This is a genomic window from Variovorax sp. 160MFSha2.1, assembly GCF_048305075.1.
GTDB lineage: Bacteria > Pseudomonadota > Gammaproteobacteria > Burkholderiales > Burkholderiaceae_C > Variovorax > Variovorax guangxiensis.
This window is the reverse complement of the sequence record NZ_CP157624.1, coordinates 1761020-1786595: the sequence shown is the minus strand read 5'-3', so window position 1 is coordinate 1786595 and position 25576 is coordinate 1761020. Positions and strand designations below refer to the sequence as shown.

The window sequence follows — 25576 nt, the reverse complement described above, 5'->3', positions numbered from 1 at the left end:
TCACCGGCCGCCGTCACCATCGCGGCGAACCAACAACCTGGAGGAAAACACCATGGGCCTGGCTGTCTGCGTCGGCATGCTCGCCGAACTGCTCGAGGACGATCCCGAAAGCGCCGAGGGCTTCGAGGAAGAACTGGCCGAAATCAACCGCGTGCTGGCCGCCGCGGGGCTGCCCCCGCACACCGAACCGCGCGGCCCCCTCGAACTCGACTCGCGCGCCTCGATCGACGGTTTTCCCTATTCCTTCATCCACTACCTGCGCCGCGCGTACGCCCACCGCGTGCTGGCGCCCGACTGGGTCGCCACGCCGCTGGCTGACGACGTCGATCCCACGGCCGATCCGAAGATCCAGGCGCTGCTGGACGGCTCGGAAAGCCATCTGCTGTGCCACTCCGATGCCGAAGGCTTCTACGTTCCCATCGACTTCCAGGAAGTGCTGTTCGACGGTGACGGCAGCGACGAGGATGAAGAAGAAGACGACGCACAGGAAGAAGCGGACGAGGCCGAAGGCGACGCGGACCTCGAAGAACTGAGCGGCCTGCCCGGCGGCATGCTCGGTTCCTCCCAGCGCCTGCTCGAGGAACTCGTGTTCGTCGCTCCCGCCCTGGGCATCCGCCTCGAGAACGGCAAGCTCTCCGACGAGGAAGCCGAACGCATCGATGCACTCATCGACGACGACAACGGCCTGTACCGCGAATACGTGTCCTGGCTGCTGCTGTACGAATCGGCGCGGCTGAGCATCGAGCACAGGACGGCGATCGTTTTCTGCTGAATCGCCAGAGAATGCGCGGCATGGAGGCTCCACGACTTCACTCATGAGCTTTGCCACCACACTGCGCAGCTACTTCTCCCTGGCCTTCCGCTGGCAGCGCGGCCGCCAGGGCACGGGCTACGACAAGATGCTGCTGCTCACGGCGCGCTGGCCGCTGCCGTTCGACAGCTACCTCATCCGCTACCCCGAGGGCTCGGAGATTCCGCCGCACACCGACCCGGTGCAGGCCGGGCGGCACTACCGGCTGAACGTCGTGCTGAAATCGCCGCGCTCGGGTGGCGAGTTCGTGTGCGCCACGCCGATCTTCGCGACGCGGCGCATCAAGCTGTTCCGCCCCGATGCCTGCGAGCACAGCGTGACGCGGGTGGTGGGCGGCAGCCGCTATGTGTTCTCGCTCGGCTGGGTGCTGCCGGGCAGGTCCGACGCTGGAGAAAGGCCGCCGCCATGAAGCAGATGCTGCTGGAGATCCGAACCTACCGGCTCAAGCCCGGCACCCTCGATGCCTTCCACCAGGCCATGCACGAACGCGCCGTGCCGATGCTGCGCGGCAAGGGCATGGACGTGGTCGCCTACGGCAAGTCGGACCACGAGGAGGAGACCTACCACCTTGTGCGAGCCTATGCCGACCGCGCAGCGCTCGAAGCCGGGCAGGCCGCGTTCTACGGCTCCCCGAAATGGCGCGAGGGCCCGCGCGGCGCGCTGGTGGACCGCATCGAGACCTACCTGAACACCTTGCTGTGGGCCTCGCCCGAAGCAGTAGACAGCATGCGCGCGCTCAACGGCCCCGCTTCCTCCTGAGAAAGAAAAGCCGGCGAAAGACAGCCACCGCAGGCCTAAACTGCGCCCCCGGTCTTCGTTCATTCATTCGCTCGCTCGTTCCCTCTCAACGTTCGCAGGAGAAACCCATGAACACCAAGGAAATCGCCGACAAGCTCGTGGCGCTGTGCAAGGACGGAAATTTCGAAGGCGCCCAGGTGCTCTATGCGCCCGAGGCCGTGAGCGTCGAGGCCAGCGCCCCGCCCGGCCAGGCGCGCGAGGCGGTCGGCCTTGCGGCCATCAGGGCCAAGGGCGAGTGGTGGACCGCCAATCATGAAGTGCACTCCATGCAGGTTGCCGGCCCGTGGCCGCACGACGACCGCTTCATCGTCGGCTTCCGCTTCGACGTGACGATGAAGGCCAACGGCCACCGCTTCACCATGGAGGAAATGGCGCTCTACACCGTCAAGGACGGGAACATCGTGCGGGAAGAGTTCTTCTACGACGCCGGCTAGCAAGCGGCTGCTTCCGCCAATGCCGGTACGGGTCCGGCGGACGGCAAGTTCTCGTGCGGGCGCGACGCGGGCAGAATGCCCGCAGGTGCCCCCATGAACACAAGATTTGTAGAAGCCTTCCTCTGGGCCGCGCGGCTGGGCAGTTTCCGCGCCGCGAGCGACCGGCTCCACATCACGCAGGCGGCGGTGTCCAACCGCGTCGCCTCCCTAGAAGAAGACATCGGCGCACGCCTGTTCGAACGCGACGCGCGCGAACTGCGGCTCACGCCCGTGGGCGTGCGGCTGATGGACTACGGCGAACGCCTGCTCGAGCTGCGCCGCGAGATCGTCTCGCTCGGCCGGCCGCGCGAAGACATCCTGGGGCTGGTGCGCATCGGCGCCATCGAAACCGTGGTCCACACCTGGCTGCTGGGCTTTCTCACCAACCTGCGCTCCACCTACCCGGGCATCGAGGTGCAGCTCACCTCCGAGACCACGCTGGCGCTGCACCGAGGCCTGCGCGAGGGCGCGCTCGACATCGCGCTGCAGACCGACCACATCGCCGGCGCGGGCATCGTGAGCACGCCCTGCCTGCCGATGCCCATGGGCTGGGTGGGCGCGCCCGGCGCCGAGCCCGTACAGACGGTCGAACAACTGCTGCGACAACCCGTGCTCACGATGAGCCCCGGCTCGCAGCCGCACGAGGCGCTGAAGAACCTGTTCCGCGCGGCGGGCATTCCGCTGGGCAAGGTGCATTGCGTGAGCTCGATCTCGGCGCTGGCGCGGCTGGTGAAGGCGGGCTTCGGCAACGCGCTGGTGCCGCTGCCGCCCTGCTATGAATATGTGGCGGCCGGCGACGTGAAGATCATCGAGTGCGACGCGCTCATCTCGCCGCAGCGCATCGTGGTGAGCCACCTGGAAGCCGCCGACTCCGACGCCATCCGGCTCGTGGCCGAACTGGCCTGCCGGGCCTCCGACCAGTTCACGACATCGGCTGTCGCACCAACCTGGAGCACGACTTCAGAGGGTTAACCCTCGGTTTGGCGCATTTCGGCCCCGAAAAGGGGCCAGTAATTCTTGTGGCTGTCGCCCAGAAAAACTCGTTTGTGACAGCCCGACCCTGCGACGGAAGATCGCGCCTTCATTTTTCGAAGGCCCGCCTCTTCTTCCGCCGCCATGAACACACCTGACTCCTCTTCCTCCGCAGCAGCAGTGAACGGCCTGCTGTTCGTCGCTTCCGGCGTCGCCCCAGCCGACGAGGCCGACTTCAACCGCTGGTACGACCGGGAGCACGTGGAAGAGCGTGTGCGCATTCCCGGCTTTCTCTCCGGCGCTCGCTATTTCTCGCTCGAAGGCGGCCGCAAGTACCTGGGGCTTTACCGCACCGAGTCGCTGGCGGTGTTCGGCTCGCCCGGCTACCGCGCCGCGTTCGAGAAGCAGACGCCGTGGTCCGTCGCCAATCTCGACCGCATGCGCCAGCCGATGCGCCGCGTGTGCGCGGTGCGCGCCGTCACCGGCTTCGGCAGCGGCAGCCACGTGGCCGTGCTTCCGCTCGTGGCCGCCGCCGATGCCGAGGCGCAAGTGGCGCACGCCGCCGGCATCGGCGCGCAACTGCGCAAGGAGCAGGCAGGCTTCGTGCAGTCGTACCTGCTCGTGCCCGACGCCGCGCTCAGCACGCCGCTGCCGCGCGAATCCACCGAAGGCCGCGTGCTGCAGCCGCTGCTGGTGATCGAGACCAGCAGCGAAGCCGCCGCCCGCGCGGCGCGCGCCACGGCCGCCGCCGCATTCGACGCCGATCCCGCCGGCGGCTGGCTGCTCGCGCTCGGCTGGAAGCTGACAGCGGCCGAGCTGGCCTGACGCGGCGGCCATCCGCCCCCTCTCACCTCATCTCTCACCGAACAAAGGCATCCGATGACCGAACATGTTCTTCCCGCCGCGGGCTCCGCGGCACCCGGGCAGGCCGCCCCTGCTTCCGCCAAGATGGGCCGGCTGGCCATGGCCAGCTCCATCGGCACCACGCTGGAGTGGTACGACTTCACCGTCTACAACATCATGGCGGCGCTGGTCTTCAACGCGGTGTTCTTCCCCTCGTTCGACCCGCTCACCGGCACCATCCTCGCGTTCTCGACCTACGCGGTCGGCTACATTTCGCGCCCGCTGGGCGGCGTGGTGTTCGGCCACCTCGGCGACCGGCTGGGCCGGCGCTTCGTGCTGGTGGCCACGCTGGTCATCATGGGCGTCTCCACCGGCCTGATGGGCCTGCTGCCCACCTACGCGAGCTGGGGCATCTGGGCACCCGTCGCGCTGGTGGCACTGCGCTTCGTGCAGGGCGTGGCGCTCGGCGGCGAATGGGCCGGCGCGGTGCTGCTGTCGATGGAGCACGGCAAGCCCGACGAGCGCGGCCGCAACGCCTCGTTCACGCAGGTGGGCCCCTCGTGCGGCACGCTGATCGGCACCGGCTTCATCGCCGCCGTGTCGGCCTGGCTGAGCCCGGAAGACTTCCAGAACTGGGGCTGGCGCATTCCCTTCATCTCCAGCGTGGCGCTGGTGCTGTTCGGCCTGTGGCTGCGCCGCGGCGTGGACGAAACGCCCGTCTTCCGAGAGATGGAGGAGAAGAAGGCCACCGCCAAGACGCCGATCAAGGAAGTGCTGACGCAGCACTGGCGCCGCCTGCTGGTGGCCGGCGGCTCGCGCATCGGCTCCGACGTGCTGTATGCGCTGGTGGTGGTGTTCACGCTGACCTACGTGACCACCGTGCTGCACCTGTCGCGTCCGCTGGCGCTCACCGCCACGATGATCGGCGCGGCCGGCAACGCCATTGCCGTGCCGTGGTTCGGCAGCCTGTCGGACCGCATCGGGCGCCGCCCGGTCTACATCGCCGGCGCGCTGCTGGGCATGGTCTGGGCCTTCGTGTTCTTCGTGCTGATGGACAGCGCGCACCCGGTCGCGATCTGCGCTGCGGTGGTGGTGGGCCTGCTGATCCACGCGATGATGTACGGCCCGCAGGCCGCCTTCGTCACCGAGCAGTTCCCGGGCCGCGTGCGCTATGCCGGCGCTTCGCTGGCGTACACGCTGGCGGGCATCCTGGGCGGCGGCTTCGCGCCGCTGATCATCGCGAGCCTGTTCAAGTCGTGGGGCAGCACGGTGGCCGTGTCGTTCTACGTGATGGCCGCGCTGGGCGTGACGCTGATCGCCCTGCTGGTGGCGCGCGAAACCGCCAAGCGCCCGCTGGAGAGCTGATCGATGACGACGAGCAACACGAATTCGCGGCTGCGTTTCGCCTGCGAAAGCATCGCCGACGACGGCACGCGCTCCACCGCCGTGCACCTGGTCGCGCCGCGCGCGCTGGTGGTGGCGGGCTGGACCGGACGCGACATCGCCGCCATCGAACACCACATCGAGGAACTGGCCGAGCTCGGCGTGCCGCGCCCTTCGAGCGTGCCGCTGTACTACCGCGTGGCGGCCCAGTTGCTGACGCAATCGAGCGCCATCGAGGCGCTGGGCGACCGGAGCTCCGGCGAGGCCGAGCCGGTGCTGTTCTTCTCGCAAGGCGAGTGGTGGCTGAGCGTGGCCTCGGACCACACCGACCGGCAGGTCGAGAGCTACTCGGTGGCCGTGTCGAAGCAGATGTGCGCCAAGCCCGTGGCCGAGACCGCATGGCGCTGGCGCGACGTGCAGGCGCACCAGGACACGCTGGAGCTGCGCTCGCGCATCCTGGAGGACGGCCGCTGGGTCGACTACCAGCGCGGCACGCTCGCATCGATCCGCCCGCTGGCCGGCCTGCGCGACGGCATGCCCGGCGCAGGCTCCGCGCCCGAGGGCCTTTTCATGACCTGCGGCACGCTGGGCGCGCTGCCCAACGCCAAGGGCGAAGGCATCCGGCCCGCGACGCAGATGGAGATCGAGCTGCACGATGCGAAGCTGCAGCGCCGCATCGTGCATCGCTATGCGGTGGAAGCACTGCCGGTGGTGGCGTGACGATGACGATGAAGAGCGACAACACCATCGCGGCGCTGCGCGGGCGCATCGCGCGCGGCGAGCTCTCGCACGAGGCGCTGATCGACGAAGTGCTCGAAGCGGCCGGACAGCCTGCCGCGCAGCATGTCTTCACCCGCCTGTACGCCGACGCGGCCCGCGCCGCCGCACGCCATGCCGATGCGGCACGCAAGGCCGGCATCGAGACGGCACCGCTCGCCGGCCTGCCGGTGTCGGTGAAGGACCTCTACGACGTGGCCGGCGAAACCACCATGGCGGGCTCCGCCGTCTGCGAAGGCGAGGCGCCCGCGGCGCACGACGCGACCGCCGTGGCGCGGCTGCGCGCACAGGGCGCGGCCATCGTCGGCAAGACCAACATGACGGAGTTCGCGTTCTCGGGCGTGGGCATCAACCCGCACTACGGCACGCCGCGCAATCCGGTCGACACGCAGACGGCGCGCATTCCGGGCGGCTCGTCGTCCGGCGCGGCGGTGTCGGTGGCGCTCGGGCTCGCGGTGGCGGGGCTGGGCTCGGACACGGGCGGCTCCATCCGCATTCCCGCCGCGCTGTGCGGGCTGGTCGGCTTCAAGAGCACGCAGTCGCGCGTGCCGCGCACGGGAGCCTTCGAACTGGCGCGCTCGCTCGACACGGTATGCGCCATGGCGCGCAGCGTGGAAGACTGCCTTGTCGCCGATGCCGCCATCGCCGACGTGCCGCTCGCGGTGCGCCGCCGTCCGCTGCAGGGCATGCGCCTGGCCGTGCCGCGCACGCTGGTGTTCGACGACATCGAACCCGCCGTGGCGCGCGCCTTCGACCGCGCGCGGCAGGCGCTCTCGGCCGCGGGCGCGCAGGTCGTGGACATCACGCTGGCGGAACTGGCCGAGATCGCCAGCGTCAACGCGCCCGGCGGCTTCTCGCCGGTGGAAGCCGCCGCCGTGCACCGCGAGCGCTTCGCCGCGAAACGCGACGGATTCGACGCGCGCGTGGCCGCCCGCATCGCGCTGGGCACCGAGGTGCGCGCCGCCGACTACATCGCCATGCAGGACCGCCGCCGCGGCTGGATCGGACGCGTCGAGCGCGCCATCGAAGGCTTCGACGCGCTCGTGTGCCCGACCGTGCCCATCGTCGCGCCGGCTATCGAGGCACTGGCGGAAGACGCCGCCTTCTTCAGGGCCAACGGCCTGCTGCTGCGCAACACCTTCGCGATCAACCTGCTCGACGGCTGCGCTTTCAGCCTGCCCTGCCATGCGCCAGGCGATCTGCCGGTGGGCCTGATGCTGGCCTCGGTGCGCGGCGACGACGCGCGGCTGGCGGCGGTGGCGCTGGCGGCCGAGGCCGCGCTGCAGCGGTGAACGGTGGGCGGCGGCCTCAGGCCGTGGCGGTGGTCACCGGCTTGGTGAGGGTGGCCGTCGCCTTGGCGCCGAGCGTCATCTCGGTGATCCACGACACCAGCAGCGCGCCGTAGGCCTGGCGCCACTCCTGCTTCGAGAGCGCGTGGTCCGCGTCGGAGAGCACGCGGTAGGTCACCGACTTCACGCGCTTGAAGGCGCCGAGGTAGTTCTCGACCACCGGGTGCGGCACGATCTGGTCGTGCTCCGATTCGACGATGAGCACGTCGCCGGCGAAGTCCGCGCAGGCCGCGAGCGCGCGGTTGTCCTTGGGCCCGACCAGCGATCGGCGGTAGGCGACCAGGTCGGAGCGGCTGAGCTGCCCCTTGGGCGTGTCCCACTCGCCGTCGCGGTAGAGCGCGGGCGCGCGCAACGCCAGCCAGCGCACCGGCCGCATGGCGCTGACCAGCGCCGCCAGGTAGCCGCCGTAGCTGCTGCCGACGATGGCGACGGCCGCCGGATCGACCGCCGGGTGGCCGACCAGCGCGTCGTAGGCCGCGAGCACGTCGCGCAGGTTGTCCTCGCGCGTCACCTCCATGCGTTGCGCGGCGTGGCGCGCGTGGCCGCGCAGGTCGAAGGTCAGGCACACGCAGCCAAGTGCGGCCAGTTCGTGCGCGCGCCTGGCGTACTGCTCCTGGCTGCCGTCCCAGCCATGCACCAGCAGCACCCCCGGCACGGTCGTCGAGGCCGCGAACAGCGTGCCCTCGATATGCTGGCCGTCGACCGGAATGTCGATGGTGCTATGGCGCGTCGGCATGGCGGTCCCCAGGCAGGATCGTGTACTTCGCGAGCGGGCCGACGCGGCTGTCCGTCCCCTGGTAGGCCACGATGGCATCGGCGGGCACGAGCACCGAGGGGCCGTAGACCTCGAAGCACGAGGCGCGCACCTCGCGCCGCCCGGGGTCGGCATGCAGCGCTTCGAGCCCCGCGATCTCGGCGCCGGTGGCGCCGCCCACGCGCCACGACTGCTCCAGCACGCCCGAGCGCCATTCGCCTCTGCCGTCGACGCCCTGCGCCACGTCGTAGTTCACGCGCGAGGCGAAGAAGCCGGGGTAGCAGTCGATCACCGCCCGGTGATAGCGCCGCGCCTGCTCGATGGCGCGGCGCAGCGAGGGCGACGCGACGCCGGCGATCAGCGCGTCGAAGTCGCCGCGCACCATCACCAGATCGGAGCCGCCGTAGACCTCCTCGCCGGCGTTGTCGCCGGTGGTGCGCTGCACGCCGCAGTAACTGACGATCATGCCGGCCACCAGCAGCTGCCCGACGCTCCAGGTGACGGGGTCTTCCAGGTTCGCTTCGAGGACGAGGCCGCTTCGCGCGAGGCCGGCCTGGTTCATCTCGGCGATGCAGCTGCCGAGCGCCTCGGTGCGCTCGACGACGATCTGCCCGCGCCCGCCGGTGGCCGTCACCGGCTTGAGGCGCACGGGCCCCGCATCGAGCATCGCGCGCCCTGCCCTCAGCGCCTCGCCGGCCGAGAAGCACGAGAAGCCCGGCAGGACTGCGTCGCCGACCTCGCGGGCGAAGCACGTCGACCAGCCGTCCGGTCTCGCGGCACTGTTCTCGTCGATCAGCGGGTGGCTGATGACCTTGGTGGCGACGAAGGCATGCGGCACCACGCCGCCGAACAGGTCGTCCACCCCGGCGATGCCCATGGCGTGCACCCGGGCCGGGTCGGAAAGGGTGTCGCTGGGCACGAAATAGTGCCGCGAGCCCGAGGGCGCCGGGGAGACGTACTCCCCTTCGAAAGCGCAGCCGATCAGCACCGCCAGCCGCCGCCCGTAGTTGGCGCGGGTGGCATGCTCGTGCTCGGTGCAGTAGCCGCGCGGGTCCACGTCCAGCGTGACGACGCTGCACGGGCCGGGCACTGTGCCCGCCGCCCTGGCTTCGGAGGAAAGCGCTTGCACGGCGGTGTGCCTGGCTTCAGCCCTTGCCGGCCTTCGCCTTCTCTTCGACGTCCTTCTTCTTTTCCGAGGACGGCAGCTTCACCTTCGTCACGGTGACGGACACCGGATCGCTGGCCGGAAAGGACTCTTCCACACCGCTGTCCAGCGCCTCCTCGCTGGCAGGCTGCTCCGTCGGCCTGGCCTTCTCGACCTTGCCCTGCTCAGGGTTGCCGGATGTGGGAAAGTGGAATTTCCCCGGCGATTTCTCTTCTTTCTCTTCCGGCTGTTGCTGCTTCGAAGTCATGGATGGCCTCCTGGCTTGTTCACCGCCCCATGTTGTGCGAGCGCAGCCCGCGGTTGGTGGGAGAGAGGTGCGGATGCGTGTGGGAACAGTCCGGCGCGGAGCCGTCGGTGGGCTTCATATGCGCAGCGCCCCGAGGGCTGAGCCCCTCCTCCTCCCCTGCGCGCGGCGACGGTGCGCCGCCCTACCTGTTCTCGGGGATCGACGGCCCTGCACCGCGGGTGCTATCTTGCCGCCCGCCCAAGCCGGGCAGCCGATGACTCAACACCAGGGGACGGACCATGCCGACGCTCGATCAGGTGCTGCAACAGGCCTTGTGGAAAGACAAGACGATCGCTCGGGAAACCTTGCTGCGCGCCGGCGCCGACGTGGACACGGTACCGACCGCGGACGAAGTCGAGCAGTACAGCCGCCGCCTGCTGAGAAACGGGCGCTGGGTTCCCAGTGCCGAGGCTGCCGCCGCGCTGGACCTCGTGATCGGCGTGCGCCCCGACCCGCAGAACCAGCCGCACAGCTACCAGGGCGGTTTCCTGCGCGGAAACGCCGCGCTCCCCTGGCGGCATTTTTCGCGCGAGCGGATCGCGCTGCAGCTGATCGTGCGGATCGCGGACTACAGGTACATCGAGCAGCAGCACCATTCGCTGTGCGGCCCGGTCACGTTCATGCACGACATCGCGAAGCGAACCCCTCTGGCCTACGCGGCCTACGTGATCGGCCTGGCGGAAAACCGCCGCGGCCCCCTCGGGCAGATGACCGTGAAGGTCAAGTCGGGCTCCTCGCTGCTGGGCAAGCGCATCAACAGCGCCCCCGGCTCGCCGAGGATCTGCGAGGCCGACTACATCGCGCTGGCCAGCCTGCGCGACGGCAGCAACATCCTGGCCTACCGCTCGCCCTTCACTCACACGATGCTCGAAGGCGCGACCTCGCCGGCCGACATGGTCCGGTGGATGCGCGACACCGGCTACCAGCACGTGGAGGACCACAGTCACATGGGCAGCTGGCGCCTGCGTGGCCTGCTCATCAAGGCGCACCGCACCAGCGTCGGCCAAAACACCGTGGGCCCGCACCTGAACCAGATGCGCCACAAGCGCAACGCTGGCCACACCGTCATGATGTGTGCCGCGGGCAGCCTGGCCAACATGGCGCTGGGCCGCAGCCTGCGCGACGACATGACGATGCGTGTATTCGGCGGCCACTTCATGCTGGTGAATTCCGTCGATGTGACGGCCAACGGCGCCATCTTCGACCTCGTCACCTGGGGCCGCGACAGCAGCGAGAACCGGATCGAGATTCCATGGAGCAAGCTCGCGAGCTGGTACGGCGGCTTCGTCAGCGGGCTCCCCTGAATTCCGGCCGCTAGACTGGCGCCACCTCGCCATCGAACGGAGAGCGCCCATGTGCCGCAGCATCAAGACCCTCTACAACTTCGAGCCGCCCGCCACAGAGCAGGAGATCCGCGCCGCCGCGCTGCAGTTCGTGCGCAAGCTCAGTGGCTTCAACGTGCCCTCCAAGGCCAACGAGGCGGCATTCAATCGCGCGGTCGATGACGTGGCCGCCACGGCGGCGCGGCTGATCGATTCGCTTGTCACCACGGCCGAACCGCGCGACCGTGCTGTGGAGGCGGAACGCGCCAGGGCCCGCTCGGCGATGCGCTTCGGCAGCGGCTCCACCGCCTGATCGTGCCTTGCCCCCTGTGGCCGATGGCTGCGCGCCCGCATGCCATCATCTTCGGATGAGCAACACACCCCATAGCGCCTTCAGCACCTCGGACGCAGTCGCCAAATACGCCGAAGGCCCGAAGCGCAACGTGCCCGGATACAGCGGGCTCCTGCCGATGACGCGCATCCTTCTCGAGGAACACGTGCCCAGCGATGGCCGGGTGCTCGTGGTCGGCGCGGGCGGTGGCCTGGAGGTGGAAGACCTCGCGCGGGCCAACCCCGATTGGACCCTCGACGGGGTCGACCCCAGCGGCCCGATGCTTGAGCTCGCATCGCAGAGGCTGGGCCCGCTGATGTCGCGCGTGGCGCTGCACGAAGGCTATGTGCAGGACGCGCCCGCCGGCCCCTTCGATGGCGCGACCTGCCTGCTGACCTTCCACTTCGTGCCGACGGACCAGCGGCTGCCGACGGCCCGCGAGATCCATCGCCGGTTGAAGCCGGGCGCCCCGTTCGTCGCAGCGCATCTCAGCGTGGAAGACGGCGAAGGCGAACGCGACCTCTGGATGTCGCGCTACGCGGCCTTCCTCGTCGCGTCGGGCGCCGATCCGCACAAGGCGGCTGCGGCACGCGAGAAGGTCCAGAAGGAGCTGTCGATCCTCTCGCCCTCGCAGGACGAGGCCGTGCTGCGCGAGGCGGGGTTCAAGGACATCCGCCTCTTCTTCATGGGCTTCACGTTCCGGGGCTGGGTCGCCCGCGCCTGAGCCGGCGGTGATGGCCGGGCCATGACCACAGCGCAGCGCCGCCCCCCGGCCTTTGATATGGTGCTTGCCAGCACCACCATGCGAAGTCCGAGCACATGAAAAAGACCTACACAGGCGGCTGCCATTGCGGCGCCGTGAGATTCGAGGCCGACATCGACCTCGGCCTCGGCACGCTGCGCTGCAACTGCTCGATCTGCACCCAAACCCGCTTCTGGCCCGCCATCGTCGCGACCGATGCCTTCCGGCTGATCGAAGGCGAATCCGAACTCAGCGAGCAGATGCTCGACACCCGCAACAGCCACTACATCGTCTGCAGGCATTGCGGCGTGCGGGCTTTCGGCGTGGGCCATTCGCCCGCCACCGGCGAGAGCGCCTACGGCGTGAACGTGACCTGCCTGGACGACGTGGATCTCGACGACCTCGCCAGCTCGCCCATCAGCTACGTGGACGGGCACCGCGGCACCTGGCACGCCGCGCGCGCAGCCATCGGCATCTGACGAAGACAATCGCTTCCCGCAACAACAACCCACCACTACTGGAGACAGGCACATGTCCATCGAACTCTGGCTCGCCTTCGTCGCGGCCTCCGCCCTCATGCTGGTCATTCCCGGGCCCACCATCCTCACGGTGATCAGCTATTCGATGTCGCACGGGCGGCGCGCCAACCTGCCGCTGGTGGCGGCCGTGGCGCTGGGCGATTCCACCGCGCTGGTGGTGTCGCTGCTCGGGCTGGGCGCGCTGCTGGCCACCTCGGCCTTCTGGTTCACGGTGGTGAAGTGGGTGGGCGGGCTGTACCTGCTGTATCTGGGCATCAGGCTGCTGCGCGCGGGCATCACCTCCGCCGAGATCGCCACGCCGGCCGCGCCCGCCTCGCGCCTGCGCCTGTTCGCCAACACCTACCTGGTGACCGCGCTGAACCCCAAGGGCATCGTGTTCTTCGTGGCCTTCCTGCCCCAGTTCATCAACCCGGCCGCCGACGTGACGCGCCAGCTGTGGGTGCTGGCCGTCACCTTCGTGGTGCTGGCCGCGACCAATGCCACGCTCTACGCGGTGTTCGCGGGATCGGCGCGCAGGCTGCTGTCGTCGCCGCGTGCACAGCGGCGCTTCAACCTCGCGGGCGGCTCGCTGCTGGGCGCGGCGGGCATCTGGGCGCTGATGGCGCGCCGGCCGGGGTGAGCGGGCAGCCCTTCGGAACGCAAAAGCAACTCAAAAGAAAAGGCCGCGAAGCACGGAGCTTCGCGGCCTTTTCTTCATTTGTCGCAGCGCTGTGGATCAGTTGCGGTACGGGTTGTTGGGATTGCGGTCGTAGCGGTTCGGAACGCCGTCGTTGTCGCGGTCACGGTCGTAGCGGTTGGGCACGCCGTCGCGGTCACGGTCGCCGTAGTGCGGGCGCGGCGGCGGCGGGCGGTCGTAGGGTGCGACCACGCAGCCCGCGAGGATGGCCGATGCGGCCAGAAGGATCGCCAATGTCTTCGTCATGCGAGTTCTCCTTGGAGTGTTTGTGAAACCGGGGTTCGCCTCCTGCGAGCCGGTAGTGCATTGAAGGCCACGCCGGTACGCGCCGGGTTTCCGCATTGAAGCCCTCGCGTGAAGTTCGTTACGGGATGTGGCACCCGGCATTTACTTTGCCCCGGGGTGCGCAAGCCGCAAGGCAGCGCGCAGCCCGTCGCGCAGTAGGCGCGATTCCCGTGGCGAACCGGCGAGAGAGAATGGCGGCGCTCATGCTTTCGCTTCTGGATACCGCCTCCTTTCCTCCGATGCAGCCCGCGCCCTCCGCTTTCTCCCGCAAGACCCTCGCAGCCCTGCTGATCGCCGCGGCATGGACGCTCCCGGCCCGGGCCGTGGTGAGCTTCGAGGAAGTGAAGCGCGACTTCCGCTCGTCCGACACCGCCGTGCTCGACCGCAACGGCGAGCTGCTGCAGCGCGTGCGCACCGACCCCACGGCGCGCCGCGGCCAGTGGACCGCGCTGGCCGACGTGTCCCCGGCGCTGCGCACGGCCATGGTGCTGAGCGAGGACAAGCGCTTCTACGAGCACAGCGGCATCGACTGGCGCGCCGTCTCGGCCGCCGCCTGGGGCAATCTCTGGAACACGCGCACGCGCGGCGCATCGACCATCACGATGCAGCTTTCGGGCCTGCTCGACGAGGACCTTCGCCGCAGCTCGGGCGGCCGCAGCTTCACGCAGAAGATCGGGCAGACGGTGGCGGCCGCGCAGCTGGAGCGCAACTGGCGCAAGGACCAGATCCTGGAGGCGTATCTCAACACCGTGCCGTTCCGCGGCGAGATCGTGGGCATCGACGCGCTGTCGCGCACGCTCTTCGGCAAGGCGCCCAGCGGGCTCGACGCGCGCGAGGCCAGCGTGGCGGCGGCACTGGTGCGCGCGCCCAACGCCAAGCCCGCCGTGGTGGCGCAGCGCGCCTGCGAGGTGCTGCGCACCATGGAACCGCAGCAGAAGACCGACTGCGAGGCGCTGGACATGTTCACCAGCGCGGCCGTGCAGCGCCGGGCCTTCGAGCCGAACGAAGGGATCGCGCCGCACGCCGCGCGGCGCGTGCTGCGCGAGATCCGCGACGCGAACTCGGCGGCTGCGCCCGCTGCCGCCAGCGCAGCGCCCGTGCCGAAGGGCAAGGAGAAGGAGACTGGCGTGCGCACCACCCTGCGCGCGCCGCTGCAGCGCTTCGCGCTCGACACGCTGCAGCGCCACCTGCGCGAGCTGCGCGAGCGGCACGTCGAAGACGGCGCGCTAGTCGTGCTCGACAACGCGACCGGCGAGGTGCTCGCCTGGGTCGGCTCCTCCGGCCCGCTGAGCCAGGCGGCGGAGGTCGACGGCGTCACGGCGCTGCGCCAGCCCGGCTCCACGCTCAAGCCGCTGCTCTACGCCCAGGCGATCGCCGAGAAGCGCATCACGGCGGCATCGCTGATCGAGGACTCGTCGGCGCAGATCAGCACCGCCAGCGGCCTCTACATTCCGCAGAACTACGACCGCCGCTTCAAGGGCCCGGTGTCGGCGCGCACCGCGCTGGCGGCATCGCTGAACGTGCCGGCCGTGCGCACGCTGGTGATGGTGTCGCCCGAGGCCTTCGCGCGCGAGCTGCGCGCCGCCGGGCTGCCGCTGCGCGAAAGCGGCGACTACTACGGCTACAGCCTCGCGCTCGGCAGCGCCGAGGTGTCGCTGCTGTCGCTCACCAACGCCTACCGCATGCTGGCCAACGGCGGGCGCTACGGAACGACGACGCTGGCGCCGCGGCCCGCGGAGAAATCGAAAACCGCGCCGGCCTCGCCGCCGACGCCGATCGACGCGCGAGCGGCCTTCATCGTGGGCGACATCCTCTCCGACCCGAACGCGCGCACGCGCACCTTCGGCCTCGACAGCATTCTTTCCACCCGCTTCTGGACCGCCGTGAAGACCGGCACCAGCAAGGACATGCGCGACAACTGGGCCGTGGGCTGGTCGCAGCGCTACACGGTGGGCGTGTGGGTGGGCAACGCCAGCGGCGAGTCGATGTGGGACGTGAGCGGCACCAGCGGCGCCGCGCCGGTGTGGGCCGAGGTGATGCGCTTCCTGCACGCGCGCGAGCCGAGCCGCGCGCCTTCGCCGCCGCCGGGCCTGGTCCAGATGCAGGTGAGCTTTGGCCCCGGCGCCGACGGCAATCCGCTGGAGGCTTCGCGCAGCGAGTGGTTCCTGCAAGGCACGGAGCAGCCGCTCTTCGCGCTGGACACAGGCATGACGACGGATGCTTCCGCCCCGGCGCGCATCACCGCGCCGGCCGACGGCACCATCATCGCGCTGGACCCCGACATCCCGCCGCAGCGCCAGCGCGTGCGCTTCGATTCCGAGGGCCGTGGCGTGCAGTGGCGCATCGACGGCAAGCCGCTGGCGCGCGGCAACACCGTGCAATGGTTTCCATGGCCGGGGCGCCACCTGATCGAGCTGGTGGACGCCGGCGGCAAGGTGGTCGACCAGCGCCGGCTCGAGGTGCGCGGCGCGGGTGTGGTCGCGAAGAACAACGGCAGCGGCGCGCGGCGCTGATTCAAGGGGCCCTGAACACGTCGAGGAAGTAGTCGACGAAGGTCCGGATCTTCGGCGTGTTGCGGCGCGCGGGCAGGTAGCTCAGGTGGATGTCGTGCGGCTTCAGGGCCAGCGAGGGCAGCACCGGCACCAGCGTGGCGCCGTCGATCTGGGGGCGCGCGAGCGACTGCGGCACCAGCGCGATGCCGCGCGCCGACAGCGCGAGCCGCAAAACCATTTCAGGGTCGTCCGACTGGAACACGCTTTCCACGCGCACGCGGTGCGTCTTTTCGATGGCCGCGAGGCTGATCTCGCGCTTGCGCCCTTCGGCGTCGGTGGTCAGGAAGCGGTGCGCGGACAGATCGGGCAGGTCCTGCACCGGAGCGTGGCGCGCGAGATACGCCGGCGCGGCGCACAGCATCAGCGGCTCCTGCTTCAGGTGGCGCACGACCAGCTCGTCGCCGCCCTCACGGCCGTAGCCGATGGCCACGTCGGCCGCGTCTCGCCGCAGGTCGGCGCGGTCCTTGCCGGTCTCGACCGTGACCTCCAGCCGCGGGTAGGCGGTCATGAAGGCGGGCAGGTGGTTCATCAGCAACTCGCGGCCATAGTAGTGCGGCACGGCGATGCGCAACCGCCCGGTGACGGCGCTGCCGTCGGAGGACAGGTTGAGCATGACGTCGTCGAGGATCGTGAGCGCATGTTGGGCCGCCGCCAGGAACTCGCGGCCTTCCTCGGTCAGCGCGAAGCGGGTGGCGCCGCGATGCAGCAGCAGGTGGCCGACGGTGGCTTCCAGTCTCTGGAGCTGGCGCGACGCGGAGGCCTTGGGCACGTTGAGCACTTCGGCGGCCGGAGTCAGTCCCCCGAGCTGCGCGGCCTTGGCGAACAGCCGCACATCCGACAAAGAAAAGTCCTTCATATCGCCGCCGCGGTCCGTATTTCGTATTTCTCTTGCGCTCCCCTGAACGCTCCGCAGGAAGGTCGGGAAGGGAGGGCCGGACCGTGGAGCAGAACAACTTGCCGATTCACAAGCTACCTTTAGTTTCATTCTCTGACAGGACGCTCCAGACAAACAACACTTTCGGCAACAGCTGCCCAAGGCCGGGAAAAATTCACTTAATGAGGACAAATCCGCGAAATCGGCTTGCGCGATCTGCGGACAGGGGTTGCGGTTTTCTACGGGGTGCTACCCGGATCAATCGCCGCGCGGGGAGTCCGGTTTCTTTTTGGAGGCAAAATTCATCCAATCATTGAACGACCAGGCTCACTCCCGATGCTTGCCCAAGCTCCCCGTACTTCACTTGCAGACACCGCCGCGGACAGCATCCGCGCCGAGATCTCCGCCGGCCGCTGGTCCGTTGGCTCCCGCATCCCGATCGAACCGCAGCTCGCCCAGCTGCTGGGCGTGAGCCGGGGCACGGTGCGCGAGGCGGTCAAGACGCTGGTGTCGCGCGGGCTGCTCGAAGTGCGCCAGGGCTCGGGCACCTATGTTCGATCGGGCTTCGATCCTTCGTCCAGCCTGCAGAAGATGCGGCTCGCGAGCCTGCGCGACCAGTTCGAGGTGCGCCGCGCGCTCGAAGTGGAAGCCGCCCGGCTCGCCGCCGTGCGCCACACGGCGCGCGACCTGCGCCGCCTGCACGTGCTGCTCGACAAGCGCGGCGGCTTCGATCCCGCCGACAACGGCGCGGCCTTCATCGAGCGCGACCTGGCCTTCCACCTCGCCATCGTCGACATCTCCGGCAACCTCGCCCTGGCGGAAACCTGCCGCTTCATCACCGGCTACATCAAGGAGACCATCGCGAGCTCGATGGGCAGCGCCCTGCCCGAGCCCGACGATGCCGCGCACCGCGCCATCATCGAAGGCATCGCCAGCCGCGACCCCGACGTGGCCGCCGCGGCGGTGCGCACCTTCATGGCGCCGATGATCAACGCACTGGCGCTGGGGTCGTGATGAACTCGGCCACCTTCGCACGCGGCAATGCCGGCGCCTCTTCTTCCTCCTCTTCTTCTTCCTCCTCCTCTTCTTCCGCTTCCGCCCACCGCTGCGGCGACGAACTGCTGATCGACGCCGAGGCCGACAGCCTGCCCGCGCCGCGCCCCACGCCCGCCCCCACCCTCGCGCGCCGCATCCTGCTCGGCGCCAGCGTGGTGCTGATCGCCTTCAACCTGCGCCCGGTGTTCGCCAGCCTCTCGGTGGTGCTGCCGGAAATCATCAAGGCCACCGGCCTCTCGCCCACGGCCGCCAGCCTGCTGACCACGCTGCCGATCGTCTGCCTCGGCGTTTTCGCGCCACTCGCGCCGGGCCTGGGCCGGCGCTTCGGCACCGAGCGCACGCTGCTCGGCTGCATGGTGCTGATCCTGGTCGGCACGGTGCTGCGCGGCACCGGCAACATCCCGCTGCTCTTTCTGGCCTCGGCCATCGCGGGCAGCGGCATCGCGGTGTCGAACGTGCTGCTGTCGGGCCTGGTGAAGCGCGACTTCGCCTCGCAGGCGGCGCTGATGATGGGCCTCTACACCATGGCGGTGTGCGGCGGCGCGGCCAGCGCCGCCGGGCTCACGGTGCCGATCGAGCACGTGCTGGGCGGCGGCTGGACCATGGCGCTCGCGATGTGGGCGCTGCCGGCCGCGCTGGTCACGCTGATCTGGGCGCCCCAGGCGCTGCCGCTGAAGCCGGTGGCGAGCGAATCGGGCTTCACCGTGCGCGGGCTCTGGAGCGACAGGCTGGCCTGGCAGGTCACCTTCTTCATGGGCCTGCAGTCCGCCCTCGCCTACATCGTGATGGGCTGGCTCGCGCCGATCCTGCGCGAGCGCGGCCTGGGCAGCGAGACGGCCGGCTACGTGGTGTCGCTGTCTGTCATGACGCAGGTGGTGACCTGCCTCGTGGTGCCGGCGCTGGCGGTGAAGCTGCGCAACCAGCGCGGCCTGGCGGTCGTGCTGGCGCTGCTCACGGTGGGCGCGATGCTGGCGATGCTCTTCGCGCCGCTGGACGGCTTCTTCGGCGTGTGGGCCTGGGCGGTGCTGCTGGGCATCGCGCAGGGCGGCACCTTCGCGCTGGCGCTCACGATGATCGTGCTGCGCTCGCCCGACTCGCACGTTGCCGCGCACCTCTCGGGCATGGCGCAGGGCGTGGGCTACATGGTGGCGGCCTTCGGGCCGCTGGTGGCCGGGCTGCTGCACGGCTGGACGGGAAGCTTCCGCGCCTCGTCGTGGCTCTTCATCGGGCTGGGCGTGGCGCTCGTGATCGCTGGGCTGGGGGCAGGACGCACGATGCACGTGGGCACGACGACCGTGCCGCGCCACTGAGGCGCGAGCCCGCTGTCTACTGCGGCCCGCCGCAGAAGCCCGCGCGCTCGGTGGTCCTGGCGGTGAACAACACGCGCGTGGTGGTCGCCGCGCCGCGCGGCTCGTTCTGCGGCCATTCGGTCTGCACCCAGGTGTATTGCCAGTCGTAGGGCGAGCCGGGCTTGAATGTCTCGCCGTAGGCGATGCGCAGGCTGCCGAAGCTCTCGTCGTGGCAGTGCTTCGAGGTCTTGTATTCCTTCTCGCTGAAGCAGGCGCGGATCATCTTGGAGCACGAGAACGGAATGCCCTCCTGCACCGCCTTGCCGCCTTCGAGCGGCACGAAGTCGGCGGTGTCGAACGAGGCGCCGCCGCCCGAATAGCCTTCCGACACCGTCTGCAGCACGGCCACGGCCCACTTGCCCTCGGCCACCGGGTAGAGCGCCGGCGCGAGCGAGAGGCGCGCCTCGGACCGGCTGGCATCGCTGTCTTTCTTCAGGGCCTGGGCGTAGCCGGAGAAATCATGAAGGCGAGCGAGCTGCCAGCCCTTGGCGTCTGCGGCATCCCGCCTGATGCGCGCCATGGCCAGCGGCTCGGCGGAGAGCACCACATAGTCGCCCGCCGCGGCGCCGCGCGGACGATAGAGGCCCAGTTGCTGCGCGTCGCAGGGCTGCGGCAGCAGGGCGCACAGGCGCGTGCGCCATTGCGCGTCGAGCGAATCGGGCTTCTTCACCGCATCGAACACCTGCGCCGACGGCGCGGAAAGATCGGGAGCGGCAAGCACCGCGGTGGCGAACGGCAGCAGGGCGAACAGGAGCGGCAGCTTTGTCATGGAGCCGGATGGTAGCCACCGGCGGCGCGGCTGGTTGATAAAGTCGCACGCGACCATGAATCCTTCTTCTCCCGCCCTGCTCCGGATCGACGCGCTGCGCTTCGCCTACCCCGACCAACCCGCGCTGGTGTCCGGCTGGAATGCATCCATCGGCCCGGGCGTCACGCTGCTCTACGGCGATACCGGCACGGGCAAGTCGGCGCTGCTCAACGTGATTGCCGGTGCGCTGCCCGCCTCCGCCGGACGGCTGACCGTGGCCGGGACGAGCCTCAATGCCGCGCCCGAGGCCTATCGCCGCCAGGTGTTCTTCGTCGCTCCCGAAACCGACCGTTTCGACCAGCTCAGCGCGCGCGAATGCACGGCCTCGCTCGCCGAAGGCGACGCGGGCTTCGACCAGGCGAAGTGGCAGGCCATCGCCGACGGCTTCTCGCTGGCGCCGCACCTGGACAAGAAGATGTTCATGCTGTCCACCGGCTCGAAGCGCAAGGTCTGGATGGCCGCCGGGCTCGCGTCGGGCCGGCCGCTCGTACTGCTCGACGAGCCGACCGCCGGCCTGGACATGCCCTCTACACGCTGCCTGTGGGCCACGCTCTCTGAGATTGCTGCGCAGTCGAAGCAGGCGGTCGTCGTGGCCAGCGCGGCGCGCATCGACACCGTGCCGCTGGCGGCCACCATCGAACTGCCGCTGCGCTGAGGCCTGCCTTCAGGCTGCAGCGTCGAAGTCGGTGCTGCGGCTCAGGGCTTCCCAGGCTTCCGTGTCCTTGAGCAACGCCTGCGCATGGGCGCGCACCGCGTCGACCGAGTCGCCGCCCAGCTGCAGGCGCAGGGGCGTGTGCTCGGCCTCCAGCGCCTTCGCGATCGCCACGGCCGCCTTGCGCGGATCGCCGGCCTGCGTGTTGTGCATGCTGTGCGCGAACTCGCGTGTGGCGCCCACCACCGGCTGGTAGGCCTCGATCACCGGCATGTGGCGCATGCCGCTGCCCGCGAGCTGGGTGCGGAACTGGCCCGGCTCCACGATCAGCACCTTGATGCCGAAGGGCGCGACCTCCTGCGCCAGCGCTTCCGAGGCGCCCTCCAGCGCGAACTTCGAGGCCGAATATGCGCTGAAACCCGCGAACGACAGCTGCCCGCCGAGGCTGGAGATATTCACGATGGCGCCCGACTTCTGGGCGCGCAGCACCGGCAGCGCGGCGCGGGTGACGGCCATGGCGCCGAAGAAGTTGGTGTTCATCAGCGCGCGCAGCTCGGCGTCGGAGGTTTCCTCCAGCGCGCCGACCACGCCGTAGCCGGCGTTGTTCACGAGCACGTCGATGCGGCCGAAGCGGGCCACCGCGGCCTCGACGGCGGCTTCGGCGGCGCCGGCGGCGTCCACGTCCAGCGGCGTGGCCAGCACGCGGTCGGGTGCCTGCGCCACGAGGTCGGCGAGGCGGCCGGCGTCGCGGGCGGTGGCGACCACGTTGTGGCCCAGGGCCAGCGCGTGCTCGGCGAAGGCGTGGCCGAAGCCGGAAGCGGCGCCGGTGATGAACCAGGTCTGGCGGGTCTGCGAAGAGGTGATGGCGATGTTGGACATGATGCTGGCTCCTTGAAGGGTTGAGGGTTGCCGTGAAGGCATGGCGTGACTGTTCCAGCAATCGCACTAAACGACTAGCCGGTTCAAATCGAATGCACTGTGCGATACAGTGCATGAATGGACCGAACCCTGCTCCCGCATCTCGCCATCGTGCTGGCGGTGCACCGGCGCGGCGGGTTCGCCGCCGCGGCCGCCGAGCTGGGCATGAGCGCCTCGGCTGTGAGCCACGCGGTGCGCGCCGTCGAGGACCACCTGGGCCAGCCGATCTTCGCGCGCACCACCCGCAGCGTGCGGCTGACCGAGGCCGGCGCCGGCTTCATCGGCATGCTGGCCCCGGCCATGGGCGAGATCGCCGACGCGGTGGACCGCTTCGGCGAGTCGCTCGGGCGGGTGAGCGGCGTGCTGCGCGTCAACGCACCCCACGTGGCGCTGCCGCTGGCGATGACCCCGCTGGTGGCCGAAATGGCGCGCCGCCACCCGGGGCTGGTGATCGAGATCACCTGTGACGACGGCCTGGCCGACATCGTGGCGAGCGGCCACGACGCCGGCGTGCGGCTGGGCCACACCGTCGCGCAGGACATGGTGGCGGTGCGGCTCACCCCACCCTTCGAGGCCATCTTGGTGGCCACCCCGCGCTACCTGGCCACGGCGGGCGAGCCGCGCGACATCGAGGCGCTGCAGCGGCACAACTGCATCGGCTTCCGCTTCGTGACCTCGGGTGGCGTGTACGCCTGGGACCTGCGCGACCAGGCCGGCGCCCACGTCTCGGTCGAGGTGCCGGGCACCGTGCGGGTCACCGACGCGCTCTACGCCCGCGACCTGGCGCTGGCCGACGTGGGCATCGCCTACATCTTCGAGCCGCTGGTGCGCGCCGAACTGCGCGAAGGCCGCCTGCGCCAGCTGCTGCCGCGCTCGGCCTTCGGGGAGCCGGGGCTGTTCCTGTACTTTCCGCGCCGCGCGGCCCAGGCGCCCAAGCTGCGCGCCTTCGTCGACCTGGCCCGGGAAATGCTCGAAAAGTCCGCTTCCGGCCAGCCGCAGCCCCGTTAAGACGCGCTTCGCGCCGGGGGCTTCGCAACCCGCATGGCGAAACACGGTCCCGGCGGGCGACAATCGGGGGCTCCGGCAAAAAACGGGCTACCCCCGGAAAGCCGGAAGTTCCAGCCACCCCGACAACCAGGATCTACGGAAGAAGCGCATGAGCTCGAAGCAACCCACCATCGTCTACACCCTCACCGACGAGGCGCCCCTGCTGGCGACCTACGCGTTCCTGCCGATCATCCGCGCCTTCACGAACCCGGCCGGCATCAACGTCGAGACCAGCGACATCTCCGTGGCGGCCCGCATCCTGGGCGAGTTTCCCGACTACCTGAGCGACGAGCAGAAGGTGCCCGACAACCTCGCCGAACTGGGCAAGCTCACGCTCAAGCCCGAAGCCAACATCATCAAGCTGCCCAACATCAGCGCCTCGGTGGCCCAGCTCAAGGCGGCCATCAAGGAACTGCAGGGCAAGGGCTACAAGATTCCCGACTACCCCGAGAACCCGACCACGGATGAGGACAAGGACATCCGCGCGCGCTACAACAAGTGCACCGGCAGCGCGGTGAACCCTGTGCTGCGCGAAGGCAACTCCGACCGCCGCGCCCCCAAGGCCGTGAAGGAATACGCGCGCAAGAACCCGCACAGCATGGCCGACTGGAGCCAGGCCTCGCGCTCGCACGTCTCGCACATGCACGGCGGCGACTTCTACCACGGCGAGAAGTCCATGACGCTCGACCGCGCGCGCAACGTCAAGATGGAGCTCATCACCAAGAGCGGCAAGACCATCGTGCTCAAGCCCAAGGTCGCCCTGCTCGACCGCGAGATCATCGACTCCATGTTCATGAGCAAGAAGGCGCTGCTGGCCTTCTATGAAAAGGAGATCGAGGACGCGCACAAGACCGGCGTGATGTTCTCGCTGCACGTGAAGGCCACCATGATGAAGGTCTCGCACCCCATCGTGTTCGGCCACTGCGTGAAGATCTTCTACAAGGAAGCATTCGAGAAGCACGGCAAGCTGTTCGACGAGCTGGGCATCAACGTCAACAACGGCATGGTCGACCTCTACAACAAGATCGCCACGCTGCCGCAGAGCACGCAGGACGAGATCAAGCGCGACCTGCACGCCTGCCACGAGCACCGTCCCGAGCTGGCGATGGTCGACTCGGCCAAGGGCATCACCAACTTCCACTCGCCCAACGACGTGATCGTGGACGCCTCCATGCCCGCGATGATCCGCAACGGCGGCAAGATGTGGGGCGCCGACGGCCGCCTGAAGGACGTGAAGGCCGTGATGCCCGAATCGACCTTCGCCCGCATCTACCAGGAGATGATCAACTTCTGCAAGTGGCACGGCGCCTTCGACCCCAAGACCATGGGCACCGTGCCCAACGTGGGCCTCATGGCGCAGAAGGCCGAGGAATACGGCTCGCACGACAAGACCTTCGAGATCGCCGAGGACGGCGTCGCCAACATCACCGACCTGGACACCGGCGAAGTGCTGATGAGCCAGGAAGTGGAGCAGGGCGACATCTGGCGCATGTGCCAGGTCAAGGACGCCGCGATCCGCGACTGGGTGAAGCTGGCCGTCAACCGCGCGCGCAACTCCGGCATGCCGGTGGTGTTCTGGCTCGACGCCTATCGTCCGCACGAGGCGCAGCTGATCACCAAGGTCAAGATGTACCTGCACGAGCACAACACCACGGGCCTGGACATCCAGATCATGAGCCAGGTGCGCGCCATGCGCTACACGCTGGAGCGCGTGGTCCGCGGCCTGGACACCATCAGCGCCACCGGCAACATCCTGCGCGACTACCTGACCGACCTGTTCCCCATCATGGAGCTGGGCACCTCGGCCAAGATGCTGTCGATCGTTCCGCTGATGGCCGGCGGCGGCATGTACGAGACCGGCGCGGGCGGCTCGGCCCCCAAGCACGTGCAGCAGCTGGTGGAAGAGAACCACCTGCGCTGGGACTCGCTGGGCGAATTCCTCGCGCTGGCCGTGAGCCTGGAAGACCTGGGCCTGAAGACGAACAACAAGAAGGCGACCATCCTCGCCAAGACGCTGGACACCGCCACCGGCAAGCTGCTCGACAACAACAAGAACCCATCGCCCAAGACCGGCCAGCTCGACAACCGCGGCAGCCAGTTCTACCTGGCGATGTACTGGGCGCAGGAACTGGCCGCGCAGACCGAAGACCTCGAACTGCAGGCCGCCTTCAGCAAGCTGGCCGAGACGCTCGCGGCCAACGAGAAGAAGATCGTCGACGAACTCGCCGCCGTGCAGGGCAAGCCGGTGGACATCGGCGGCTACTACCTGGCCGACCCGGTCAAGTTCTCGGCCATCATGCGCCCGAGCGCCACGCTCAACGCGGCGCTGGCTTCGGCGTAAGAAGGCCGATCGACATCGTGCGGATGGCAGTCGCCATGAAGCCCTTCAGGCTCGCGATGCTTCCCGCCGTGCTGGCCCTGGCCGGCGCGGCGGGCACAGCCCATGCGGCCGAGGACTGCGAGGCGCTGCGCACCCGCATCGAATCGAAGATCGCCGCGAGCGGCGTGGCGCGCTTCACCGTCACCGTCATCGATGCGAACGCATCGGCGAACGGCCAGGTGGTGGGCAGCTGCGAGCTCGGCACGAAGAAGGTCGTCTATCTGAAGGACGCGGGGGCCGCACCGGCTCCTGCTCCTGCATCCATCCCTGCATCTGCCCCGACGCCTCCTGCTACGGCTGCGGCCCAGGGAGCGGACGACCCCATGATCACCGAGTGCAAGGACGGCACCGTGACCATGGGCGATTGCAGAAAGCAGTAGCGGCAAGCTGGCGGCGCCTGCCGCCTGGCCCAGCCCCATCCATTGTTACGGCCG

28 protein-coding genes are annotated in these 25576 nt (G+C 69.3%); 21 read left to right on the top strand and 7 right to left on the bottom strand.

The window, feature by feature from the left end:
• Window positions 1–52 precede the first annotated feature (52 nt).
• The 9 genes from ABL838_RS07790 to ABL838_RS07750 all read left to right on the top strand — a co-directional run bounded on the left by ABL838_RS07790 (window position 53) and on the right by ABL838_RS07750 (window position 7349).
• Entirely contained in the window at window positions 53–772 is a 720-nt protein-coding gene (locus ABL838_RS07790) for a hypothetical protein (RefSeq protein ID WP_418124964.1), read from the top strand.
• 43 nt (window positions 773–815) lie between these two features.
• Window positions 816–1220, top strand: coding sequence for a 2OG-Fe(II) oxygenase (locus ABL838_RS07785; RefSeq protein WP_126022605.1), 405 nt, complete (start codon window positions 816–818; stop codon window positions 1218–1220).
• Window positions 1217–1570 (top strand): NIPSNAP family protein, encoded by a 354-nt coding sequence (locus ABL838_RS07780; RefSeq protein WP_418124963.1) that lies wholly within the window; start codon window positions 1217–1219, stop codon window positions 1568–1570. The genes ABL838_RS07785 and ABL838_RS07780 overlap by 4 nt, the downstream gene beginning before the upstream one ends.
• A 107-nt stretch (window positions 1571–1677) precedes the next feature.
• A complete protein-coding gene (locus ABL838_RS07775) occupies window positions 1678–2043 on the top strand; it encodes a SnoaL-like domain-containing protein (RefSeq protein WP_418124962.1) in 366 nt (121 codons plus the stop codon).
• Between the two features lie 93 nt (window positions 2044–2136).
• Window positions 2137–3054 (top strand): LysR family transcriptional regulator, encoded by a 918-nt coding sequence (locus ABL838_RS07770; RefSeq protein WP_184635449.1) that lies wholly within the window; start codon window positions 2137–2139, stop codon window positions 3052–3054.
• Window positions 3055–3198: 144 nt separating this feature from the next.
• Entirely contained in the window at window positions 3199–3879 is a 681-nt protein-coding gene (locus tag ABL838_RS07765) for a hypothetical protein (RefSeq protein WP_418124961.1), read from the top strand.
• Window positions 3880–3933: 54 nt separating this feature from the next.
• Window positions 3934–5262, top strand: a complete 1329-nt coding sequence (locus ABL838_RS07760; protein WP_418124960.1) for an MFS transporter — start codon at window positions 3934–3936, stop codon at window positions 5260–5262.
• 3 nt (window positions 5263–5265) lie between these two features.
• On the top strand, window positions 5266–6000 hold the full coding sequence (locus ABL838_RS07755; RefSeq protein WP_418124959.1) for a DUF2848 domain-containing protein: 735 nt from the start codon (window positions 5266–5268) through the stop codon (window positions 5998–6000).
• Window positions 6001–6002: 2 nt separating this feature from the next.
• On the top strand, window positions 6003–7349 hold the full coding sequence (locus ABL838_RS07750) for an amidase (RefSeq protein WP_418124958.1): 1347 nt from the start codon (window positions 6003–6005) through the stop codon (window positions 7347–7349).
• 16 nt (window positions 7350–7365) lie between these two features.
• Here the strand turns inward: ABL838_RS07750 and ABL838_RS07745 are convergent, their stop codons facing one another.
• The 3 genes from ABL838_RS07745 to ABL838_RS07735 are packed head-to-tail and all read right to left on the bottom strand — an operon-like array spanning window position 7366 to window position 9572.
• Window positions 7366–8142, bottom strand: coding sequence for an alpha/beta hydrolase family protein (locus tag ABL838_RS07745; protein ID WP_126022598.1), 777 nt, complete (start codon window positions 8140–8142; stop codon window positions 7366–7368).
• Window positions 8126–9289 carry a DUF3182 family protein gene (locus tag ABL838_RS07740; RefSeq protein ID WP_418124957.1) on the bottom strand — a complete coding sequence of 388 codons (1164 nt, stop codon included), beginning with the start codon at window positions 9287–9289 and terminating at the stop codon, window positions 8126–8128. The genes ABL838_RS07745 and ABL838_RS07740 overlap by 17 nt, the downstream gene beginning before the upstream one ends.
• A 16-nt stretch (window positions 9290–9305) precedes the next feature.
• Entirely contained in the window at window positions 9306–9572 is a 267-nt protein-coding gene (locus tag ABL838_RS07735; protein ID WP_418124956.1) for a hypothetical protein, read from the bottom strand.
• Between the two features lie 278 nt (window positions 9573–9850).
• Between ABL838_RS07735 and ABL838_RS07730 the strand changes: the two genes are divergently transcribed.
• From ABL838_RS07730 to ABL838_RS07710, 5 genes are all read left to right on the top strand, one after another.
• Window positions 9851–10915 carry a hypothetical protein gene (locus tag ABL838_RS07730; protein ID WP_418124955.1) on the top strand — a complete coding sequence of 355 codons (1065 nt, stop codon included), beginning with the start codon at window positions 9851–9853 and terminating at the stop codon, window positions 10913–10915.
• Between the two features lie 49 nt (window positions 10916–10964).
• On the top strand, window positions 10965–11246 hold the full coding sequence (locus ABL838_RS07725; RefSeq protein WP_418124954.1) for a DUF2277 domain-containing protein: 282 nt from the start codon (window positions 10965–10967) through the stop codon (window positions 11244–11246).
• Between the two features lie 55 nt (window positions 11247–11301).
• Window positions 11302–11988 (top strand): class I SAM-dependent methyltransferase, encoded by a 687-nt coding sequence (locus ABL838_RS07720; RefSeq protein ID WP_418124953.1) that lies wholly within the window; start codon window positions 11302–11304, stop codon window positions 11986–11988.
• 95 nt (window positions 11989–12083) lie between these two features.
• Window positions 12084–12485, top strand: coding sequence for a GFA family protein (locus ABL838_RS07715; RefSeq protein ID WP_126022592.1), 402 nt, complete (start codon window positions 12084–12086; stop codon window positions 12483–12485).
• Window positions 12486–12537: 52 nt separating this feature from the next.
• Window positions 12538–13164 (top strand): LysE family translocator, encoded by a 627-nt coding sequence (locus ABL838_RS07710; RefSeq protein WP_184635434.1) that lies wholly within the window; start codon window positions 12538–12540, stop codon window positions 13162–13164.
• Window positions 13165–13260: 96 nt separating this feature from the next.
• Here the strand turns inward: ABL838_RS07710 and ABL838_RS07705 are convergent, their stop codons facing one another.
• Window positions 13261–13467 carry a hypothetical protein gene (locus ABL838_RS07705; RefSeq protein ID WP_126022590.1) on the bottom strand — a complete coding sequence of 69 codons (207 nt, stop codon included), beginning with the start codon at window positions 13465–13467 and terminating at the stop codon, window positions 13261–13263.
• 278 nt (window positions 13468–13745) lie between these two features.
• Here ABL838_RS07705 and pbpC point away from each other — a divergent pair, with 278 nt between their 5' ends.
• A complete protein-coding gene (gene pbpC / locus ABL838_RS07700; RefSeq protein WP_418125843.1) occupies window positions 13746–16019 on the top strand; it encodes a penicillin-binding protein 1C in 2274 nt (757 codons plus the stop codon).
• A gap of 1 nt (window position 16020) precedes the next feature.
• Here the strand turns inward: pbpC and ABL838_RS07695 are convergent, their stop codons facing one another.
• Window positions 16021–16914, bottom strand: coding sequence for a LysR family transcriptional regulator (locus ABL838_RS07695; RefSeq protein WP_184635428.1), 894 nt, complete (start codon window positions 16912–16914; stop codon window positions 16021–16023).
• 354 nt (window positions 16915–17268) lie between these two features.
• On the opposite strand from ABL838_RS07695, the gene ABL838_RS07690 reads away from it, so the two are divergent.
• Together ABL838_RS07690 and ABL838_RS07685 are read left to right on the top strand one after the other, a co-directional pair.
• The gene (locus ABL838_RS07690; protein ID WP_126022587.1) at window positions 17269–17946 is read left to right on the top strand and encodes a FadR/GntR family transcriptional regulator; all 678 of its coding nucleotides are present in this window, start codon (window positions 17269–17271) and stop codon (window positions 17944–17946) included.
• On the top strand, window positions 17946–19298 hold the full coding sequence (locus ABL838_RS07685) for a CynX/NimT family MFS transporter (protein WP_418124952.1): 1353 nt from the start codon (window positions 17946–17948) through the stop codon (window positions 19296–19298). Before ABL838_RS07690 ends, ABL838_RS07685 begins: the two co-directional genes overlap by 1 nt.
• 16 nt (window positions 19299–19314) lie before the next feature.
• Here the strand turns inward: ABL838_RS07685 and ABL838_RS07680 are convergent, their stop codons facing one another.
• Window positions 19315–20106: a hypothetical protein gene (locus ABL838_RS07680; RefSeq protein WP_418124951.1), complete on the bottom strand. Its 792-nt coding sequence runs from the start codon at window positions 20104–20106 to the stop codon at window positions 19315–19317.
• A 55-nt stretch (window positions 20107–20161) separates the two neighbouring features.
• Here ABL838_RS07680 and ABL838_RS07675 point away from each other — a divergent pair, with 55 nt between their 5' ends.
• The gene (locus ABL838_RS07675) at window positions 20162–20800 is read left to right on the top strand and encodes an ABC transporter ATP-binding protein (protein ID WP_418124950.1); all 639 of its coding nucleotides are present in this window, start codon (window positions 20162–20164) and stop codon (window positions 20798–20800) included.
• Between the two features lie 9 nt (window positions 20801–20809).
• Here ABL838_RS07675 and ABL838_RS07670 read toward each other — a convergent pair whose 3' ends face one another.
• Window positions 20810–21676 (bottom strand): oxidoreductase, encoded by an 867-nt coding sequence (locus ABL838_RS07670; RefSeq protein WP_418124949.1) that lies wholly within the window; start codon window positions 21674–21676, stop codon window positions 20810–20812.
• 117 nt (window positions 21677–21793) lie between these two features.
• Here ABL838_RS07670 and ABL838_RS07665 point away from each other — a divergent pair, with 117 nt between their 5' ends.
• The 3 genes from ABL838_RS07665 to ABL838_RS07655 all read left to right on the top strand — a co-directional run bounded on the left by ABL838_RS07665 (window position 21794) and on the right by ABL838_RS07655 (window position 25522).
• Entirely contained in the window at window positions 21794–22723 is a 930-nt protein-coding gene (locus tag ABL838_RS07665; RefSeq protein ID WP_418124948.1) for a LysR family transcriptional regulator, read from the top strand.
• Between the two features lie 148 nt (window positions 22724–22871).
• Window positions 22872–25103, top strand: a complete 2232-nt coding sequence (locus ABL838_RS07660; RefSeq protein ID WP_184635420.1) for an NADP-dependent isocitrate dehydrogenase — start codon at window positions 22872–22874, stop codon at window positions 25101–25103.
• A 23-nt stretch (window positions 25104–25126) separates the two neighbouring features.
• Complete coding sequence (locus ABL838_RS07655; protein WP_418124947.1) at window positions 25127–25522, top strand: DUF1161 domain-containing protein; 396 nt, start codon at window positions 25127–25129, stop codon at window positions 25520–25522.
• The last annotated feature ends 54 nt before the right edge of the window (window positions 25523–25576 follow it).

Coding starts and splice junctions, on each gene's coding strand:
- ABL838_RS07710 (WP_184635434.1), top strand. CDS start 12,538: ATGTCCATCGAACTCTGGCTCGCCTTCGTCGCGGCCTCCGCCCTCATG.
- ABL838_RS07665 (WP_418124948.1), top strand. CDS start 21,794: ATGGACCGAACCCTGCTCCCGCATCTCGCCATCGTGCTGGCGGTGCAC.
- ABL838_RS07670 (WP_418124949.1), bottom strand. CDS start 21,676: ATGTCCAACATCGCCATCACCTCTTCGCAGACCCGCCAGACCTGGTTC.
- ABL838_RS07775 (WP_418124962.1), top strand. CDS start 1,678: ATGAACACCAAGGAAATCGCCGACAAGCTCGTGGCGCTGTGCAAGGAC.
- ABL838_RS07680 (WP_418124951.1), bottom strand. CDS start 20,106: ATGACAAAGCTGCCGCTCCTGTTCGCCCTGCTGCCGTTCGCCACCGCG.
- ABL838_RS07715 (WP_126022592.1), top strand. CDS start 12,084: ATGAAAAAGACCTACACAGGCGGCTGCCATTGCGGCGCCGTGAGATTC.
- ABL838_RS07675 (WP_418124950.1), top strand. CDS start 20,162: ATGAATCCTTCTTCTCCCGCCCTGCTCCGGATCGACGCGCTGCGCTTC.
- ABL838_RS07685 (WP_418124952.1), top strand. CDS start 17,946: ATGAACTCGGCCACCTTCGCACGCGGCAATGCCGGCGCCTCTTCTTCC.
- ABL838_RS07705 (WP_126022590.1), bottom strand. CDS start 13,467: ATGACGAAGACATTGGCGATCCTTCTGGCCGCATCGGCCATCCTCGCG.
- ABL838_RS07735 (WP_418124956.1), bottom strand. CDS start 9,572: ATGACTTCGAAGCAGCAACAGCCGGAAGAGAAAGAAGAGAAATCGCCG.
- ABL838_RS07780 (WP_418124963.1), top strand. CDS start 1,217: ATGAAGCAGATGCTGCTGGAGATCCGAACCTACCGGCTCAAGCCCGGC.
- ABL838_RS07755 (WP_418124959.1), top strand. CDS start 5,266: ATGACGACGAGCAACACGAATTCGCGGCTGCGTTTCGCCTGCGAAAGC.
- ABL838_RS07790 (WP_418124964.1), top strand. CDS start 53: ATGGGCCTGGCTGTCTGCGTCGGCATGCTCGCCGAACTGCTCGAGGAC.
- ABL838_RS07730 (WP_418124955.1), top strand. CDS start 9,851: ATGCCGACGCTCGATCAGGTGCTGCAACAGGCCTTGTGGAAAGACAAG.
- ABL838_RS07745 (WP_126022598.1), bottom strand. CDS start 8,142: ATGCCGACGCGCCATAGCACCATCGACATTCCGGTCGACGGCCAGCAT.
- ABL838_RS07785 (WP_126022605.1), top strand. CDS start 816: ATGAGCTTTGCCACCACACTGCGCAGCTACTTCTCCCTGGCCTTCCGC.
- ABL838_RS07760 (WP_418124960.1), top strand. CDS start 3,934: ATGACCGAACATGTTCTTCCCGCCGCGGGCTCCGCGGCACCCGGGCAG.
- ABL838_RS07660 (WP_184635420.1), top strand. CDS start 22,872: ATGAGCTCGAAGCAACCCACCATCGTCTACACCCTCACCGACGAGGCG.
- ABL838_RS07750 (WP_418124958.1), top strand. CDS start 6,003: ATGACGATGAAGAGCGACAACACCATCGCGGCGCTGCGCGGGCGCATC.
- ABL838_RS07770 (WP_184635449.1), top strand. CDS start 2,137: ATGAACACAAGATTTGTAGAAGCCTTCCTCTGGGCCGCGCGGCTGGGC.
- ABL838_RS07725 (WP_418124954.1), top strand. CDS start 10,965: ATGTGCCGCAGCATCAAGACCCTCTACAACTTCGAGCCGCCCGCCACA.
- ABL838_RS07720 (WP_418124953.1), top strand. CDS start 11,302: ATGAGCAACACACCCCATAGCGCCTTCAGCACCTCGGACGCAGTCGCC.
- pbpC (WP_418125843.1), top strand. CDS start 13,746: ATGCAGCCCGCGCCCTCCGCTTTCTCCCGCAAGACCCTCGCAGCCCTG.
- ABL838_RS07655 (WP_418124947.1), top strand. CDS start 25,127: ATGGCAGTCGCCATGAAGCCCTTCAGGCTCGCGATGCTTCCCGCCGTG.
- ABL838_RS07690 (WP_126022587.1), top strand. CDS start 17,269: ATGCTTGCCCAAGCTCCCCGTACTTCACTTGCAGACACCGCCGCGGAC.
- ABL838_RS07765 (WP_418124961.1), top strand. CDS start 3,199: ATGAACACACCTGACTCCTCTTCCTCCGCAGCAGCAGTGAACGGCCTG.
- ABL838_RS07695 (WP_184635428.1), bottom strand. CDS start 16,914: ATGAAGGACTTTTCTTTGTCGGATGTGCGGCTGTTCGCCAAGGCCGCG.